Raw genomic sequence first — 16,763 nt, 5'->3', positions numbered from 1 at the left:
CTGATTAGGGAATTGCAGCATGGCAAATACCAATACCTCCTGGTTTCCAAAGTGGCGTAAAAGAGAAGGCAATCTGGATGGCGCCGTTATTGCGCCGGACGAACGGCTGCCGTTAGGGCCGACGGTGATTATGGGGCTGCAACATACCGTCGCCATGTTCGGCGCGACGGTATTAATGCCGCTGCTGATGGGGTTTGACGCCAACATGGCGATCCTGATGTCCGGCATCGGCACCCTGCTGTTTTTCCTGGTGGTCGGCGGACGCGTGCCGAGTTACCTCGGGTCGAGCGCGGCGTTTGTCGGGCTGGTGATTGCGGTGACCGGCTACAGCGGCCACGGCGCAAACCCGAATATCGGCGTCGCGCTCGGCGGGATTATTGCCTGCGGCGTCATTTATACGCTGATTGGTTTTGTGGTGATGGCCGTCGGTACGCGCTGGATTGAACGCCTGATGCCGCCGGTCGTGACCGGTGCGGTGGTGATGGCAATTGGTCTGAACCTCGCGCCGATTGCCATTAACAGCGTCTCCGCGTCGTCGTTTGACAGCTGGATGGCGGTGGTCACCGTGCTGTGTATTGGCTCAGTGGCCGTTTTCACCCGCGGGCTGGTGCAGCGTTTACTTCTGCTGCTCGGGCTGGTGGCGGCGTATCTGATCTATATGCTGGTCACAAACGTCATGGGGCTGGGCGCGCCGGTAGATTTCACTACCGTCGCGCAGGCGCCGTGGTTTGGCCTGCCGACCATCACCACACCGGTGTTCAGCACCCACGCAATGCTGATGATTGCGCCGGTGGCCGTGATTCTGGTGGCGGAAAACCTCGGGCACATTAAAGCGGTCGCGGGCATGACCGGTAAAAATCTCGATCCATACATGGGCCGCGCGTTTGTCGGCGACGGGCTGGCGACATTACTGTCAGCCTCTGCGGGCGGAACCGGCGTGACAACCTACGCGGAAAACATCGGCGTCATGGCGGTCACAAAAATTTATTCCACGCTGATTTTCGTCGCTGCTGCCATTGTTGCCATTGTGTTGGGCTTTTCGCCCAAATTTGGTGCACTGATCCACACCATTCCCGGTCCGGTATTGGGCGGCGCGTCGATTGTGGTGTTCGGATTGATTGCCGTCGCCGGTGCGCGCATCTGGGTACAAAACCAGGTGGATCTGGGTCTTAACGGCAATCTCATCATGGTTGCGGTCACGCTGGTACTGGGCGCAGGCAACTTTACCCTGAGTCTGGGCGGCTTCAGCATGGGCGGTATCGGCACAGCAACGTTTGGCGCAATTTTGCTGAACGCCTTCCTCAGCCGCAGCAAACAGGTTAAAACGCAGCCGGAAATAAAAACTGGCACAGAAGCTGCATTAAAAGATCACTGACGACCTCAGTTTCTCCTTAGCTCATCATTTTTGATGATCGCCAGCGGTTATCCGGTCCACCCGTCCGGATTAGCCGCTGGTTTTTTTCTTTCTGCGCCTCACACATTCCCACATTGCAGCTAAGTAATGCGAAATTCCTTCGTTCACCTCCCCTTTAAATTGGTTTGTTATGGAACCAGCACTTTCGTTCTATATGAATAAAAAGTGATTCATCTGCCAGACATCGCCAAAAATAAAAAGGGTCTCACTATGCACATTCTTCGCCGGAAAAACGCGGTCACACGCGCCCTGGCTTTAGGGGTATTGATCACCAGTTCTTCCGCCGTTTTTGCCGCCGACGCAACACCGGTTAAGGGCGGAACACTGGTTTATCTTGAACAACAGGCGCACACCAATTTGTATCCTCCGGCCGGTGGTTTTTACCCAAACGGCGGCATCCTCAATCAGATCACCGACAAACTGACCTATCAGAACCCGCAGACGCTGGAAGTCGAACCGTGGATTGCTGAGTCCTGGAGCTTCAACGCCGACAAAACCGAATACACCTTCAAACTGCGTCCGGGCGTGACCTTCTCCGACGGCACGCCGCTTGATGCTAACGCCGTGGCGAAAAACTTCGACACCTACGGGCTGGGCAATAAAGAACGCCATCTGCCGGTTTCCGAAGTGATTAATAACTACGACCACAGCGAAGTGATTGACCCGCTGACCGTGAAGTTCTACTTCAAAAAATCCTCACCGGGCTTCCTGCAAGGCACGGCGACCATCGGCTCCGGGCTGGTATCACTGAGCACGCTGGATCGCAATTTTGATGCGCTGGGTGACGCAACGCACATCATCGGTTCCGGCCCGTTCGTCGTCAGCAAGGAAACGCTCGGTCGTGAAGTCGATCTGACGGCGCGCAAAGATTACAACTGGGGGCCGAAAAACCTCAAACAGCAGGGCCGCGCCAATCTCGACGGCATCAAAGTGATCGTCACCGGCGAAGACAGCGTGCGTATCGGCGCGCTGCTGGCCGGTCAGGCAGATTTCATCCGTCAGGTTCAGGCGTACGACGAGAAACAGGCCAAAGACCAGAACTTCCCGATTTATGCCGCGCCAACCAAAGGCGTGAACGACAGCATTTCGTTCCGTCCGGACAACGCGCTGGTATCTGATCTCAAAGTCCGTCAGGCGCTGCTGCACGCCACCAACAGCAAACAGGTGGTCGATACGCTGTTCTCGCCAAACTATCCGCAGGCCACCTCCGTCATCGCCAAAACCGCCGCCGGTTACGTGGATCTGAGCAACAAACTGACTTATGACCCGACGCTGTCGAAAAAACTGCTGGATGAAGCAGGCTGGAAACCGGGCCCGAACGGCCTGCGCCAGAAAGATGGCAAAACGCTGTCGCTGACCATTTATGAATCCCTGCCGCAGCCGCAAAACAAAGAAGTCTTGCAGCTGGTTTCACAGCAGTGGAATCAGGTCGGCGCGAAGCTGAACATTCTGGCCGGTGACGCGGGCAGCCGCGTGGCGGACAACCTGGATCCTGAAAAAACTCCGGCGAACGTGGTGGAAGTCGGTCGCGCCGATCCGGACGTCATCAAAAGCTCCTTTTACCCGACCAACCGCGATGCGCTGCTGCAAAAAGGCGGCCTGAGCAGCAAGGTGAAAAGTTTCCGTGACGACAAACTGAACGACCTGCTGGTGGCGATTTCAGCTGAAGTGGATCCGAAAAAACGTCTGGCCCTGGCCGGTGACGTGCAGAACTACCTGCTCGATCAGGCTTACGTCATTCCGATTTTCGAAGAACCGCAGGTCTTTGCCGGTGCGCCTTATTTTAAAGGCGTGAGCTTCGAAGCCGTTGGCCGTCCGAGCTTCTACGGCGCATGGCTTGAAAAGCACTAACAGGCAGGAGTGAATCATGAACCGATACGTTAGCGGCCGGTTCGGGCAGGCTTTGCTGGTGTTGTGGGCGGCGTTTACCGTCTCTTTCATTCTCCTGCAAGTGCTGCCTGGCGATGCCATTCTGATTAAATTCCAGAACCCTGACATGGGGCTGAGCCCGGCGCAAATCGCGGATATGCGCGCGGCCTACGGCGCGGATGTGCCGCTGGTGCAGCAATATCTGCATACGCTGGGGAATTTCCTGCGCGGGGATCTGGGCTATTCGATTCAGGCTGGCGTACCGGTCACTGAATTACTCAGCAGCAACTTTCCGCCGACCTTGCGGCTGGCGCTGATGGGCTTCGCACTGGCCGCCGTGGTGGCCTTTGCGCTGGCGTTTATCTCCAGCCTGCTGCATTTCGGCTGGCTGAAAAACCTGTTGCAGTCGGTGCCGTCGCTGTTTATTTCCATTCCGACCTTCTGGCTCGGCATCGCGCTGATTCAGTTTTTCTCTTTCCATCTGCGCTGGATCCCGGTGATCAATCCGGGGGAATGGGTCGGGCTGATTTTACCGGTGGTGACGCTGGCCGTGCCGATTTCCGCACCGCTGGCGCAAATTCTTATCCGCAGCATTGATCAGGTGCAGACCCAGCCGTTCGTCGCCGTCGCCCGCGCCAAGGGGGCCAGCCGCAGCGGCGTGCTGTGGCGTCATGTGGCGCGCAACGCTCTGCTTCCGGTGCTGACTATCGCCGGTTTGCTGTTTGGCGAACTGATCGCCGGGGCGCTGATCACCGAAACGGTATTTGGCCTGAACGGCCTCGGGCAACTGACGCAGCAGGCGGTGAACAATCAGGACGTCGCGGTTTTACAGGCGATTGTGGTGATTTCCGCCGCCGCTTTTGTCGGCATCAATTTACTGGTTGATTTGCTTTATCCGCTGCTTGATCCGCGTCTTAAAGCTAACGCTTCGAAAAACTCAAAGGGAGCCACCGCATGAGCAGCTTACCGCTGGGTAAAAGCACTCTTTCCCTGCCCGCCACACAGCGCCGCCGCTGGAAACCGGCCCGTTTACAGCCGGGGCTGATCATCGCCTGGCTGGTGATCGCGACCGTGATTTTATGGGCGGTCGCGCCCGGCTGGTTTACCGGTTACAGCGGCACCGAAGGCATCGCGGGCGCACAGCGTCTGGCTCCGCAGGCCGGTCACTGGCTGGGCACCGATCAGCTCGGCCGCGATGTGTACGCCCGCATCGTTTACGGCGCGTCGCATTCACTCTCCGGCGCACTGGTCGCCGTGGCGCTCGGGCTGGTGTTCGGCACCGCATTAGGGCTGGCAGCCGGTGCCAGCGGCGGCATTGTTGACGCAATTGTCATGCGCATCAACGACGTGTTGCTGTCGATTCCCGGCCTGCTGTTGTCGCTAAGCGTCATCATTTTGCTCGGCTTCGGCACGGTTCACGCGGCGATTGCCGTCGGGGTCACCTCCGTCGCCAACTTCGCCCGACTCGCCCGCGCCGAAGTGGTATTGGTGCGCCACAGCGATTACGTCGAAGCGGCCTATGGCAGCGGCGGCACCTTCTTCTCGATCCTCTGGCGGCACATTCTGCCGAACTCGCTGACCTCGGTCATCGCCTTCTCGGCATTGCAATTTGGCAGTGCGATTCTGGCGATTTCCACCCTGAGTTTCCTCGGTTACGGCACACCGCCGCCAACGCCGGAATGGGGTTTACTGATTGCCGAAGGCCGTAACTACATTTCAACCGCCTGGTGGCTGACCACCTTCCCCGGCATCGTCGTGGTGCTGGTGGTGCTTTCCGCCAACCGCATCAGCCAGTCATTACGCAGGAGAACGCGATGAGCACACAGGCGATTTTGAATAACCACGCCGCACCCGTTCTTGAGCTGGATAATCTGACGATTGCCTATGACGGCAAAGCTGTCGTCCACAACGTCTCATTTTCCATTTACGCCGGAGAAGTGCTGGCACTGGTGGGCGAATCCGGTTCCGGTAAAACCACTACCGCGCAGTCGATCATCGGCCTGCTGGCGGAGAACGGTCATATCGAACAGGGCGAAATCCGCCTGAACGGCACCGACATCAGCCAGTGGTCGCAGCGCCGCCTTGATGCCCTGCGCGGCGCACGCATCAGCCTGATCCCGCAGGACCCGACCAGTTCTCTGGATCCGGTGAAAACTATCGGTTCGCAGGTTGCCGAAATTCTGGATATCCACCAGCGTCTGCCGCGTGTTCAGCGCGACGCACGCGTGGTGGAACTGCTGACCCGCGTCGGCCTTACGCACCCGGAACAGCGCGCGAAACAGTATCCGCACGAGCTTTCCGGTGGCATGAAACAGCGTGTGCTGATTGCGATTGCCATTGCGCTGCAACCGGCGCTGATCATTGCCGACGAACCGACCAGCGCACTCGACGTCACGGTGCAAAAACGCATTCTGGATTTGATTGACGATTTGCGCCGCGAATCCGGCACCGCCGTTTTGCTGGTCACGCACGATCTGGCGATTGCCGCCGAACGCGCCGACCGTTTACTGGTGTTCCGCCACGGCCAGGTGCAGGAACAGGGCGTGACGGCGGAAGTGCTGAACGCGCCGAAAAGCGATTACACCCGCCAGCTGTTTGCCGACGTTCCTGCCCTTTCCGGCCGACACCGCGCGCATATTGCCGCCGTCGCCGAACCGGTACTGTTGGTCGAAAATGTCACCCATGATTTCTCCCTGGGCGGTAAACATCAGGCGGCATTCCGCGCCGTTGATAACGTTTCGTTCAGCATTCCGCGCGGCACCACGCATTCTCTGGTCGGCGAATCCGGCTCGGGTAAAACCACGCTGGCGCGCATTCTGCTCGGTTTTCAGAAACCGGACAGCGGCCGCGTATTGATCGACGGCGAAGACATCACGCGCCTCAAAGGCGAAGCGCTGCGTCAGGTACGCCGTAAAATTCAGCTGGTGTATCAGAACCCGTTCGCCTCGCTGGATCCGTCTCAGACCTTGTTCAGCGTGATTGAAGAACCGCTGCTGAACTTCGAAAAAATCCCGTCAGCCGTACGCCGTGAGCGCGTTCTGGATATCGCCCGCCGCGTGGCGCTGCCGGAAGAACTGCTGGGCCGCAAACCGCGTGAGCTTTCCGGCGGCCAGCGTCAGCGCGTGGCGATTGCGCGGGCGCTGATCCTCGAACCAAAAGTACTGATACTCGACGAAGCGACCTCGGCGCTCGACGTCACCGTACAGGCGCAAATCCTGACCCTGCTCCGGGAGCTACAGGATTCACTCGGCCTGACCTATTTATTTATCTCGCATGATCTGGCGACCGTCCGGCAAATCTCCCACAGCGTCTCGGTGCTCAACCGCGGGCAACAGGTGGATTCCGGCAACGTGGAAGACGTGTTTGCGCTGCCTTCCAGCGATTACACACGGCAGCTGATTGATGCGATCCCCGGCCGCCACCGCGCTACCTGAGTCAGCACATGAAAAAGAAAAGAGGGACATTATGAGCAGCAAACGTCTTGGGTTTTTCACCCGACTTCTGGATAACACCAGCGCGCAGGAACGTTACCGGCTGGCGACCGAGCAAATTATTCACGCCGAGCAGCTGGGTTTCGACTCCGCGTGGGTCGCGCAGCACCATTTTCACGAAGCCGAAGGCGGCCTGCCCGCACCGCTGGTCTTCCTTGCTCAGGTCGCGGCGCATACCCGCTTTATCCGTCTCGGCACCGGCGTGATTACGCTGCCGATGGAAAATGCGCTGCGCGTGGCAGAAGACACCGCCGTGCTGGATTTACTCTCCGGCGGACGGCTTGAAATCGGGCTGGGTTCCGGCGGCACGCCGTCGTCATTTCTGCCGTTCGGCTTTGAAAGCAGCGAGCGCGGTGCGGTGTTTAGCCATAATCTGCAAACCCTGCTGACCGCCTGGCGCGGCGAACCGCTGGCGGGCACCGATAACCGGTTGTATCCGGCGGCACCGCATCTGGAAAAACGCGTCTGGCAGGCCACATTCTCGGTTGACGGCGGCGCACGTGCCGGTAAATCCGGCGACGGGCTGATGCTTTCGCGCACCCAGCCACGCCCGGCGAATGCGCCAGACCTGCGTCTCGACGAATTGCAAAACCCGATTATCGATGCCTATCTCGACGCGCTGCCGGACGGCGTTGCGCCGCGCATCATGGGCTCACGCACGGCATTTGTGACCGAAAACGGCGACGAAGCCCGCGAACTGGCGCAAAAAGGTTTACGCCGTCAGGCCGAAAATCACCGTGCCGGCGGACAGATTGTGAACGGCGATACGCTGGATGATTACATCCGCACCTTCGACGTGCATCTTGGCACCGCGGAGCAGGTCACCGCCACGCTACAGGCCGACACCGCTCTGGCCCGCGTCACCGATCTGGCGTTTCAGGTGCATTCTATCGATCCGCCGCATCCTTACATTTTGCGTTCCATTGAACTGATTGCGCGTCACGTCGCGCCAGCCCTTGGCTGGGTTCGCCGCACGCCGCAGCGCCGTGTTTCCACCTCTTCCGCCGACCCTACGCTCTCAAAGGCTGCATTTACACAGGACAACTTATGACCACTTATTCGACTGATCTGCTGGAAAAACTGGCTGAAATCGCGCCGTCTTCTGAACTGAAACAGGCACGCGACACCCGCGACGCTGCGACCCGCCACGCGCAAGGCAGCTACGATGCGCTGTTTACCGAACAGGACGGCGTGGATTTCACGCTTGCCGAGCGTCTGCGTTTAGCGCAAAACGTCGCGCGCTGGCACGGCGATTCACAGCTCACCAATCACTATTCTGAGCGTTTGCAGGATTTGCCGGACATCGACGAAACCGCCCGTCTCGACGCCGCGCTGACTCACGGCGAACGCCTGAGCTTCAAACCCGCCAGCGCCACGCCTGCACATTTACAGGCACTGAAAAAAGCGGGCTGGTCGGTGGATGCCATCGTCACGATTTCGCAGCTGATTGCTTTCGTCAGTTTCCAGAGCCGCGCGCTGCGCAGCTACCGTCTGATTGGCGGCAAACCGGTGGAAAACGCCAGCAATAAACCGGTCGGCGCCGCGTTCTGGCGCACTGAACCGAATACCCACAGCGGCCGCGACGCACCGCAGGCATTCACGCAGGAAGAGCTTGGCTGGGAACCGTGGATCCCGTCCAAAAAGCTGGAGGAATTTGATGAAGCCCAGCAGGCGATTCTGGCGAAATTTGGCCATACCGATTCCGACTATTTCCGCCTGTTAGGCCGTAACCTGCCGGTGCTTGAACAACGTACGCTGACCGACAAAGGCATTTTCTACACGTCCGGCGGCCTGCCGCGCAAAGAGCGTGAACTGGCGGCCACCGTAGCGAGCAAAATCAACGGCTGTATTTACTGTGCGTCGGTGCATTCGCGTAAGGCCAGCCAGCTTTCCAAACAAACCGAAGACGTTCAGCGGCTGATCGACACCCCGCCGGGCGGCATTCTCAGCAAGGAACAATCCCCGCGCTGGCAGGCCGAAATTGATTTCGCCGCCGCGCTCTCCGCCACGCCGCCGGTCGCCTCGCCGGAACACATTAAGGCACTGCGCGATCAGGGTTTGAACGAACTGGAAATCGTCGATCTGGCGCAGTCTGCGGCGTTCTTCGCCTGGGCAAACCGCCTGATGTTAACGCTGGGAGAACCGTTTAATGACTGATTCACAGACTTCTCAACGCCCGGTTCCGCAGCTCGATCACGTAGTGATTAACGTCGCAGAACAGCTTAACGGTGCCGAGCAGCAGTTCCGCCGTCTCGGTTTCCAGCTCACACCGCGAGGCCATCACTCGCTCGGTTCCAGCAATCATCTGGCGATTTTCGGCGAAAACTATCTGGAACTGCTCGGCTTCGAACCGGGCAATGCGCATACGCGTAAAGATCTCTGGCAGGCTCCGCTCGGCCTCACCGGTCTGGTGTGGAAAACGCAGAATTCGAACGCCGTGTTTGATCATCTGCAACAGCAAAACATCGCGGGTTCAGCACCGGCAGAATTCTTTCGCCCCGTGGCGCTCAACGACGGCACCTCGCCCAATGCACGGTTCCGCACGGTCCCGCTGGCCGCCGACCGCGTGCCCAATGGCCGCAGTTTCTTTTGCCAGCACCTGACCCCGGAACTGGTGTGGCGCACCGAGTGGCAAAACCACCCGAACGGCGTCGCGGACATCACCGGTTTTGTGATTTCCGCCGCCTCCCCGCAGGCCGCCGCGAAAGTGTACGGCGAACTGTTCGGCGCAGAAGCCTTGCAGACTAGCGCTGAAGGCGTGACATTACGCGCCGGTCGCGCAACCGTCCGGTTTGTGACGCCACAACAGGCGCAGGCCGAGTTTGGGATCGTACCTGAGGGGGAAAACGGGAGTGCGCGGATGGTCGGGTTGGAATTTGCGACACGGTCGCTGGATGCGGTGCGCAATAGCCTGCGCGTGGGCGAAATTTCGTTTAATGACTTAACCAGCCGGGTTTTGGTTCGCGCTGCGGATTCGCTGGGAGTGGCGGTTAGTTTTAGCGAAGAATAAATTCCAGGTCGTGGGCTCGCCGCCCAAACCCGCAAAACCTTGGGTTGCCGTTCAAAACTGCAAAACCTTGGGTTGCCGCTCAAAACTGCAAAACCTTGGGTTGCCGCTCAAAACTGCAAAACCTTGGGTTGCCACCCAAACCCGCAAGACCTTGGGCTCGCCGCCCAAACTGGCCCAAAGGGCGCGTTAACGCGCGCGCCCTCTGGACACCCGCGCTTTTCAACTGCGCGCTGCCGCTCGCTGGCTATGTTTCAGTAACTCCGGCTAGTGCCGCAAACGCCGCCGCTGCGCGGTACTTTCGCTTCGGGTTCGAACCTGCTCGGAAAAAAACCTCGCCGTTTCTCACCTCTCACTCAACGTCGTTTTGAAAGCGGCCGCAGTTTTCTAATTCGCAACCTCACCGCTGATTGTCATCAAAAAAATAAGCAGACGGTTTTACCAAAAGTTAAGTAAGAAAACAGAATGCCGTTGAATTTAGATAAGCCCCCAGCCGCTTTCAGAAAGCTTGCCGTGCGAAGAGTTTCGAGACCTGTGGCTCGAAACCGAGTAAGGGAACCGCGCAGCGGCAAGTTTTCGCGGCAATAACTGCGGCACCTGAAACATAGCCAGCGAGCGGCAGCGCGCAGTTAAAGAGCCCGGGATTCTCAAGGGTGGTGGCGATAGACCACCCTTGAGGCCGGTTTGGGTGGCAACCCAAGGTCTTGCAGTGTTTGGGCGGCGAGCCCAAGGTTTTGCGGGTTTGGGTGGCAACCCAAGGTCTTGCAGTGTTTAGGCGGCGAGCCCAAATCCCTCCCCTTCAGGTGAAATAAAACCTGATCAGGTGAAAAAACACCGGTGCTGCAAAGCACAACGAATCAATGCGATCCATCATCCCGCCGTGCCCCTCGATCATCGCGCCGAAATCCTTCACGCCGCGATCGCGCTTAATCGCCGACATACACAAGCCCCCGGCGAAGCCGAGTAAGGTGATGACCAGCGAAATCAGTGCGGCCTGCCACGGTGCGAACGGGGTGATCCACCACAGCAACGTCCCGACCAGCGTGGCGCTGAGGATCCCGCCGGCAAAGCCTTCAAGGGTTTTGTTCGGGCTCAGACGCGGCGCAATCGGGCGTTTGCCGAAAAGCTTGCCGAACACGTACTGCAACACATCGGAAATCTGCACCACAATCATCAGAAACAGCAGCAATTTGATGTTCTGGTTTTCATAGCCGGGAATGTTCAGCATCAGCAAGGCAGGCGCGTGGCTGATGCAGTACACCGCCAGCATCATGCTCCACTGAATTTTCGCGCTGCGTTCGAGGAAGTTGACCGTGTCTCCGGCCAGCGCCATGCGGGTGGGGATAAACAGAAACGCGTAGACCGGAATGAAGATCGCAAACGTGCCATACCAGCGTTCGCCGACCAGCAAATATTGCAGCGGCAGCATAATGAAGAAACACCAGAACAGCGCTTCGTGGTCACCGCGCCGGGTGGGCGTCAGCGTGATGCATTCGCGCAAGGCCAGAAACGACATCACGGCAAACAGCAGCGTCGAGCCGACCGGGCCGAACCACATTGCCATCACCGATAAAATACACATCATCCACCAGGCGCGGATGCGGGCATTGAGGTTGGCGACGACCGGCGTATTACCTTTCACCAGCGCGATCAGATAGCCCAGAATGCTGGCAATCAGCAGCAGACCGAACAATCCGCACAGTAAATAAACTAACGATTTATCCTGAAAATTCATGGTGCCAGTGTCTCCAGAGCAGCCCGCGCACGAAGCAGAAATTCCGCTTTCTCTTCCCCTTCCCGGATACTTTCAACCGGTTCGCCAAACGTTGCCGAACACAGAATGGGCACCACCAGACGGGAGCCTTTCGGCAGCACACGGTTGAGGTTTTCGAGATAAACAGGCACCAGTTCGACATCCGGATTCATTTTCGCGAGATGCCAGATCCCGCTTTTGAACGCCGAGATTTCCTCGCCGTTACCACGGGTGCCTTCCGGGAAAATAATCAGCGACTGGCCTTTTTTCAGAGGGTCGTTCATCAGTTCCAGCGCATTGTTCGGCTGTTCAGACTGCTTTTCAGCAGGACGCCGTTTGATCAACACCGCGTTAAACACACGACGCGCAATGTAACGGCGCAATTTAGAAGAGAGCCAGTAATCAGCCGCCGCAACCGGACGAACCTGCGGACGCAGATGACCGGGCAGGCTGGCCCAAATCACCATACCGTCGAGATGGCTGGAGTGATTGGCGTAGTAAATGCGGGCCTGTTTTTCAGGTAAAGGTGCCAGCCAGCGGGCGCGGACGCCGGTCAGCAGGCGGCAAAGCCGTACCAGAAAACCGGCCACCAGCCGGCCATCCAGCGGTAATTTAGTGCGAGGTTCCATCGTTATCTCCCTCAGTTCCGGCCTTTTCATGCAGTTCACGCAAAATACGTGAACCGCGACGCCAGCAGGTCACCAGTGCGCCGAGCGTAATGATCACCAGACAACTCAGCAGCAGGAGTTGCCCCCACTGCGACGGCAGGAAAATCGCAATCACCGCGCCCGCACACAGAATCGCCATGCGGTGCTGTTTTGCCATCGGCCCGAGAAATTGCTGTTTCAGCCCGCAGGTTCCGCCCAGCAGACGCAAATACGCCGTCATCAGCGCCAGCAGCGCCGCAATCCAGCCCAGCGTGACGGCCTCCGGCATCGCCACCAGACCATAACCGACGCCCGCCAGAATCAGCGTATCGGAAACACGATCCGGTAATTCGTTGTAAACGGGTCCCGCCGGGCTGGCCATGCCGCCTTCCACCGCCACCATGCCGTCGAGCAGGTTACAGATGAGCCGCCCCTGAATCATCAGCGCCGCCAGCAGGAGAAGAAATCCACGCCCGAAAGCCGTTTCACAATAAAATGCCAGCAGAAAACACAGCCCGGACACCAGCGCAAAACCCATGCTGGCCACGGAAATCTGATTCGGCGTAATGCCTTTATTCTTTAACCAGACCGCGCTGTTTTTGGCCCAACGTTTATCCCGGGTGGCGATCGGCCGCCGGTCCTTGAGATCTAAGTCCATAAATAATATCCCTTTATTACTGAAAACTGATGACCCTGATTTCTATAAGCCTTTGTAAGGCATCCAGATAATAGTGAAGTTGCCTGCGCGGTGAAATGTTTTTGTTCAGCCCTCACCCTGAAACGTTCCTGGCCGCTTATGCCGGTTTGAGCATTCCTTAGATCTTTTAATTGGTTGATTAAATCACACAATATGTTAAAACTCTGCTACACCGCATTTTAGACGGCTAAACGTCTGAAGCTCCACATCCCCCGTTTAGAAGGCCAACGTCCAGTGACCGCTTCCCGTCTTGAGATGCGCAACATCTCGATTTCATTTGCCGGTTTTCCCGCGCTTCGCCAGGTAGATTTTACGCTGGAAGGCGGATCCGTCCATGCGCTGGTCGGTGCGAACGGCGCCGGAAAATCGACGCTGATGGCTGTGCTTTCCGGCACGCACGATCATTACACCGGGCAGATCACCATCGACGGCGAGCCGGTGAACATTAAACTCCCGCACCACGCGCGCGCTCACGGCATTCATCTGGTGCAGCAGGAAGTGGATGTCGCGCTGGTGCCGACGCTGAATGTCGCCGAAAACATCATGCTGGACCGGCTTTCCGAGCCCGGACATTTGCATAACTGGCCGCGTTTATACCGTCAGGCGCAGCGGCTGACCGAACAGCTTGGCCTGAACATCAGCCTGAAAGCCCGTATCGAAAACTGCACGCTGGCCGAGAAACAGCTGATTTTGCTGGCGCGCGCGTTGTCGCATAAATGCCGTTTCCTGATCCTCGATGAACCGACCGCGCCGCTCGATCAGGCGGAAAGCGCCCGTCTGTTTGCACTGGTGCGTAAGCTGAAAGACGCGGGCATGGCGGTGGTCTTTATCTCCCACCGCATTCATGAACTGCGCGAAATCTGCGACCGCATGACGGTGCTGCGCGACGGTCGTCTGGTCAGCGATGACAGCATGGACGGCCTGAGCAACGAGCAGATAATCGAGAAAATGATCGGCCATCAGCTCGATGATATTTATCCGCCACGCCGTCCGCCGCACAGCGGCGAAACGCTGCTGCGCATTCACGGCATGCACGACAAAGACAAACTGCGTGATATTTCACTGCGCCTGCATCGCGGTGAGATCCTCGGCATTGCCGGGCTGGCCGGTGCCGGAAAAACAGAACTGTGCAAAGCGTTGTTTGGCGCGACGCCCAGCCAGGTCGAAAGCGGTGAGCTGAACGGCAAACCGTGGAAGCCGAAAGAACCGCATCTTTCCGTCGAACAGGGTCTGGCATTAGTGCCGGAAGAACGGCGCAAGGAAGGGATTTTCATTGATGAAAATATCCCGATGAACCTCAGCGTCACCGCTGACGATTCGTTTTCGCGCTGGAGTATTTTCAGTAAACGCCAGTCGCTGTCGTGGGCGAAAGATATTATCAGCCGTTTAGGCATTCGCGCTTCCGGGCCGATGCAGAAGCTGGCGAGGCTTTCCGGTGGTAACCAGCAAAAAGTGGCTATCGGAAAATGGCTGCGCAGTGAGAGTCAGGTGTTGATTTTTGACGAACCGACCAAAGGCGTGGACATCAAGGCCAAAACGGACGTGTTCAGGCTGATTGACGGCCTGGCGCAACAGGGAAAAGGCATTATTTATGCTTCCGGTGAGTTCGCCGAACTGGTCGGTTTATGCGACCGCATTCTGGTGTTATGGGATGGCCGCATCGTGGCCGAACTGGACGCCGCAGACGTCGACGAAGAAACCTTATTAGTCTATTCAACCGGAGGAACACCCGCGTGAGCAAAGCCGTGGTGAGTAAAGAAAGTACATTGGCAGCGGGTCAGCCCTGGCGTCATCAGCTGTTCGAATTTTTGTATAAATGGGGCATGTTGCTGACCGTTGTGCTGCTGATCGCCGGTTTTGGCGTAGCCTCGGACAACTTCCTCGAACCGTCGAACATCATCAACATTCTGCGTTCCATCGCCATCGTGACGGTGATTGCCATCGGCGTATCGATTTCACTTTCGGTCGGCGGCTTTGATTTGTCGGTCGGTTCAACGGCGTCGCTCGCCAATGCGCTGGTGATTTCGATGTTCGTCTGGCACGGGTTTGGCACCACCGAAGCGATTCTGATCACACTCGCGCTGTGTACGCTGGTGGGCCTGTTTAACGCCTTCCTGATTGTTATCCTGAAAATCCCCGACATGCTCGCCACCCTCGCCAGCCTGTTTGTGATTCAGGGCGCGGCGATGACCTACAGTTACGGCGGTTCCATCACGGAGAACATGCTTCTGCCAAGCGGCGACATGGCCGAAGGCACGGTACCCGCGGTATTCAGCCTGCTCGGTCAGGTGCCGGTGATTGTGATCGTGATGGCGGTCGTGACCATTGCGGTACAACTGTTTATGTCGCTGACCAAACATGGCCGCCGTATGTACGCCATCGGCGGCAACCCGCTGGCCGCGCGCCTCGCGGGGATCCGCACCGCGCGTTACCGCGTGATTGCGTACGTGATTTCTTCGGTTCTGGCGGGCGCAGGCGGCATTTTGCTGGCGTCACGTATCGGTTCTTCGCAGGTGAATGCCGGTGGCGGTTATCTGATGGACGCCGTTGCCGCCGCGTATATCGGTTTCTCGCTGGCCGGTTCCGGCAAGCCCAATGCGCTGGGAACCTTGCTGGGCGCAGTGATTCTGGGCGTGCTGTCAAACGGGCTGGTGATGCTGTCGGTGCCGTACTACGCGATGGATATCATCAAAGGGCTGGTGTTGGCGGTGGCGCTGGCGCTCACGTACATACAGAAGCGGTAGGTCGCCTGAACGGGCTTTGCGTTTTTAAACGGAAAAGGATCGAGGAAGTTTCGGTTTTTCAATAGCAGTGATCACATGGCTTTTCGCGCCGACACCGACCAGAGAGGCCCGGGACGGGGCCTCTCTGGACTCTCCGCGTCTTTTTACAACACGCGCTATCGCCCGCTGGCTATGTTTCAGAAGCCACAGCTAGTGCCGCGAAAACTTGCCGCTGCGCGGTTCCCTTTCTCGGTTTCGAGCCACAGGTCTCGAAACGCTTCGCGCGGCAAGCTTTCTGAAAGCGGCCAGAGGCTTATTTAAATTCAAAATCAGGCTGGTTCTAATCTTTTAGAAAAGGCAATTTGGCGCGCTCAGAAATTTTGCTGACCGAGGGGTCGAGACCGCAAGGCTCGAAGCCCTCGAGGAAGGAACCGCGCAGCGGCAAGATTTCGCGCCACACGCCGTAGTAACAGAACACGTCCGTCGACCTAGCGATAGCGCGCAGTGAAAGAGCCCGGGGGGTCTTGGGGGGTGGCGGCGATAGGCCGCCCCCCAAGTCGGTGTGGGCCGACGCCCACGACCTTGAATTTGAAGTTGAAGTTGAAGTTGGCTTTAAAGTATTTATGTAAGTACCTTAAACATCACACTCGTCGACTCCAGCACGCCTCCCGTCGACATTGCATACTGCGGAATGATCCCGCTCAGCGTAAACCCCTGATTTTCATACAGCGTCTGCGCCGGACTGCCCGTAACGGTATCCAGCACCAGCAGGGTTTTGCCCTCTTCACGCGCCAGCGCTTCCACCGCATCCATCAGCTTTTTCGCCACGCCTTTACGGCGCCCTTCCGGATGGACCATCAGTTTCACCACGTCGCCGCGATGGAGGCCGTTGCCCGGTTGATCGACCACCAGCTGGACGGTGCCGATGATTTTTCCGGCTTCGCGGGCGACCAGAAGACGCTTTTCGCCACGCTCAAAAGCAGGCAATAATTTTTGCCAGAACGCCTGCGCCTGCACAAACCCGAACGGCAGAATGAACCCGATGCTTGCGCCGAGCGCCACCGACTGCATCAGGGTTTCTGCCAGCGCGTCCAGATCCGCCTCCGGCAATACGCCACCCTGCACTTCACTTATCACGACTTCTCTGCCGTTTTGCATAATG

General features: G+C 58.0%; 14 protein-coding genes. 10 read left to right on the top strand and 4 right to left on the bottom strand.

Annotation, left to right across the window (positions count from 1 at the left end):
- The first annotated feature begins 19 nt into the window (after positions 1-19).
- The 8 genes from rutG to J1782_RS13600 all read left to right on the top strand — a co-directional run bounded on the left by rutG (position 20) and on the right by J1782_RS13600 (position 9,784).
- Positions 20-1,375 (top strand): pyrimidine utilization transport protein G, encoded by a 1,356-nt coding sequence (gene rutG / locus J1782_RS13635; protein ID WP_152325549.1) that lies wholly within the window; start codon positions 20-22, stop codon positions 1,373-1,375.
- A 249-nt stretch (positions 1,376-1,624) separates the two neighbouring features.
- Positions 1,625-3,265: a TIGR04028 family ABC transporter substrate-binding protein gene (locus J1782_RS13630; RefSeq protein WP_152325548.1), complete on the top strand. Its 1,641-nt coding sequence runs from the start codon at positions 1,625-1,627 to the stop codon at positions 3,263-3,265.
- A gap of 16 nt (positions 3,266-3,281) precedes the next feature.
- Entirely contained in the window at positions 3,282-4,241 is a 960-nt protein-coding gene (locus J1782_RS13625; RefSeq protein ID WP_101077266.1) for an ABC transporter permease, read from the top strand.
- Positions 4,238-5,101: an ABC transporter permease gene (locus J1782_RS13620; RefSeq protein WP_152325547.1), complete on the top strand. Its 864-nt coding sequence runs from the start codon at positions 4,238-4,240 to the stop codon at positions 5,099-5,101. The genes J1782_RS13625 and J1782_RS13620 overlap by 4 nt, the downstream gene beginning before the upstream one ends.
- Entirely contained in the window at positions 5,098-6,717 is a 1,620-nt protein-coding gene (locus J1782_RS13615) for an ABC transporter ATP-binding protein (protein ID WP_217153328.1), read from the top strand. The genes J1782_RS13620 and J1782_RS13615 overlap by 4 nt, the downstream gene beginning before the upstream one ends.
- 31 nt (positions 6,718-6,748) lie before the next feature.
- On the top strand, positions 6,749-7,825 hold the full coding sequence (locus J1782_RS13610; protein ID WP_152325545.1) for a putative FMN-dependent luciferase-like monooxygenase: 1,077 nt from the start codon (positions 6,749-6,751) through the stop codon (positions 7,823-7,825).
- Positions 7,822-8,931, top strand: coding sequence for an alkylhydroperoxidase domain protein (locus tag J1782_RS13605; RefSeq protein WP_152325544.1), 1,110 nt, complete (start codon positions 7,822-7,824; stop codon positions 8,929-8,931). The genes J1782_RS13610 and J1782_RS13605 overlap by 4 nt, the downstream gene beginning before the upstream one ends.
- Positions 8,924-9,784 (top strand): VOC family protein, encoded by an 861-nt coding sequence (locus J1782_RS13600; RefSeq protein ID WP_217153327.1) that lies wholly within the window; start codon positions 8,924-8,926, stop codon positions 9,782-9,784. Before J1782_RS13605 ends, J1782_RS13600 begins: the two co-directional genes overlap by 8 nt.
- 796 nt (positions 9,785-10,580) lie before the next feature.
- On the opposite strand, the gene J1782_RS13595 is transcribed toward J1782_RS13600, so the two are convergent.
- Genes J1782_RS13595 through J1782_RS13585 form a run of 3 tightly spaced genes read right to left on the bottom strand, consistent with a single transcriptional unit; the run spans position 10,581 to position 12,839 of the window.
- A complete protein-coding gene (locus J1782_RS13595; RefSeq protein WP_152325542.1) occupies positions 10,581-11,516 on the bottom strand; it encodes a phosphatidate cytidylyltransferase in 936 nt (311 codons plus the stop codon).
- Entirely contained in the window at positions 11,513-12,163 is a 651-nt protein-coding gene (locus tag J1782_RS13590; RefSeq protein WP_152325541.1) for a 1-acyl-sn-glycerol-3-phosphate acyltransferase, read from the bottom strand. The genes J1782_RS13595 and J1782_RS13590 overlap by 4 nt, the downstream gene beginning before the upstream one ends.
- Positions 12,147-12,839 (bottom strand): CDP-alcohol phosphatidyltransferase family protein, encoded by a 693-nt coding sequence (locus tag J1782_RS13585; RefSeq protein WP_152325540.1) that lies wholly within the window; start codon positions 12,837-12,839, stop codon positions 12,147-12,149. Before J1782_RS13585 ends, J1782_RS13590 begins: the two co-directional genes overlap by 17 nt.
- A gap of 294 nt (positions 12,840-13,133) precedes the next feature.
- Here J1782_RS13585 and J1782_RS13580 point away from each other — a divergent pair, with 294 nt between their 5' ends.
- Both J1782_RS13580 and J1782_RS13575 read left to right on the top strand, forming a co-directional pair.
- The gene (locus J1782_RS13580) at positions 13,134-14,615 is read left to right on the top strand and encodes a sugar ABC transporter ATP-binding protein (protein WP_152326323.1); all 1,482 of its coding nucleotides are present in this window, start codon (positions 13,134-13,136) and stop codon (positions 14,613-14,615) included.
- An 11-nt stretch (positions 14,616-14,626) separates the two neighbouring features.
- Entirely contained in the window at positions 14,627-15,622 is a 996-nt protein-coding gene (locus J1782_RS13575; protein ID WP_152326322.1) for an ABC transporter permease, read from the top strand.
- Between the two features lie 600 nt (positions 15,623-16,222).
- Here the strand turns inward: J1782_RS13575 and J1782_RS13570 are convergent.
- A complete protein-coding gene (locus tag J1782_RS13570) occupies positions 16,223-16,759 on the bottom strand; it encodes a GNAT family N-acetyltransferase (RefSeq protein WP_152325539.1) in 537 nt (178 codons plus the stop codon).
- Between the last annotated feature and the right edge of the window lie 4 nt (positions 16,760-16,763).

The organism is Rahnella sp. BCC 1045, from assembly GCF_019049615.1.
Lineage (GTDB): Bacteria > Pseudomonadota > Gammaproteobacteria > Enterobacterales > Enterobacteriaceae > Rahnella > Rahnella contaminans.
This window is presented reverse-complemented; position numbering and strand designations above follow the sequence as displayed.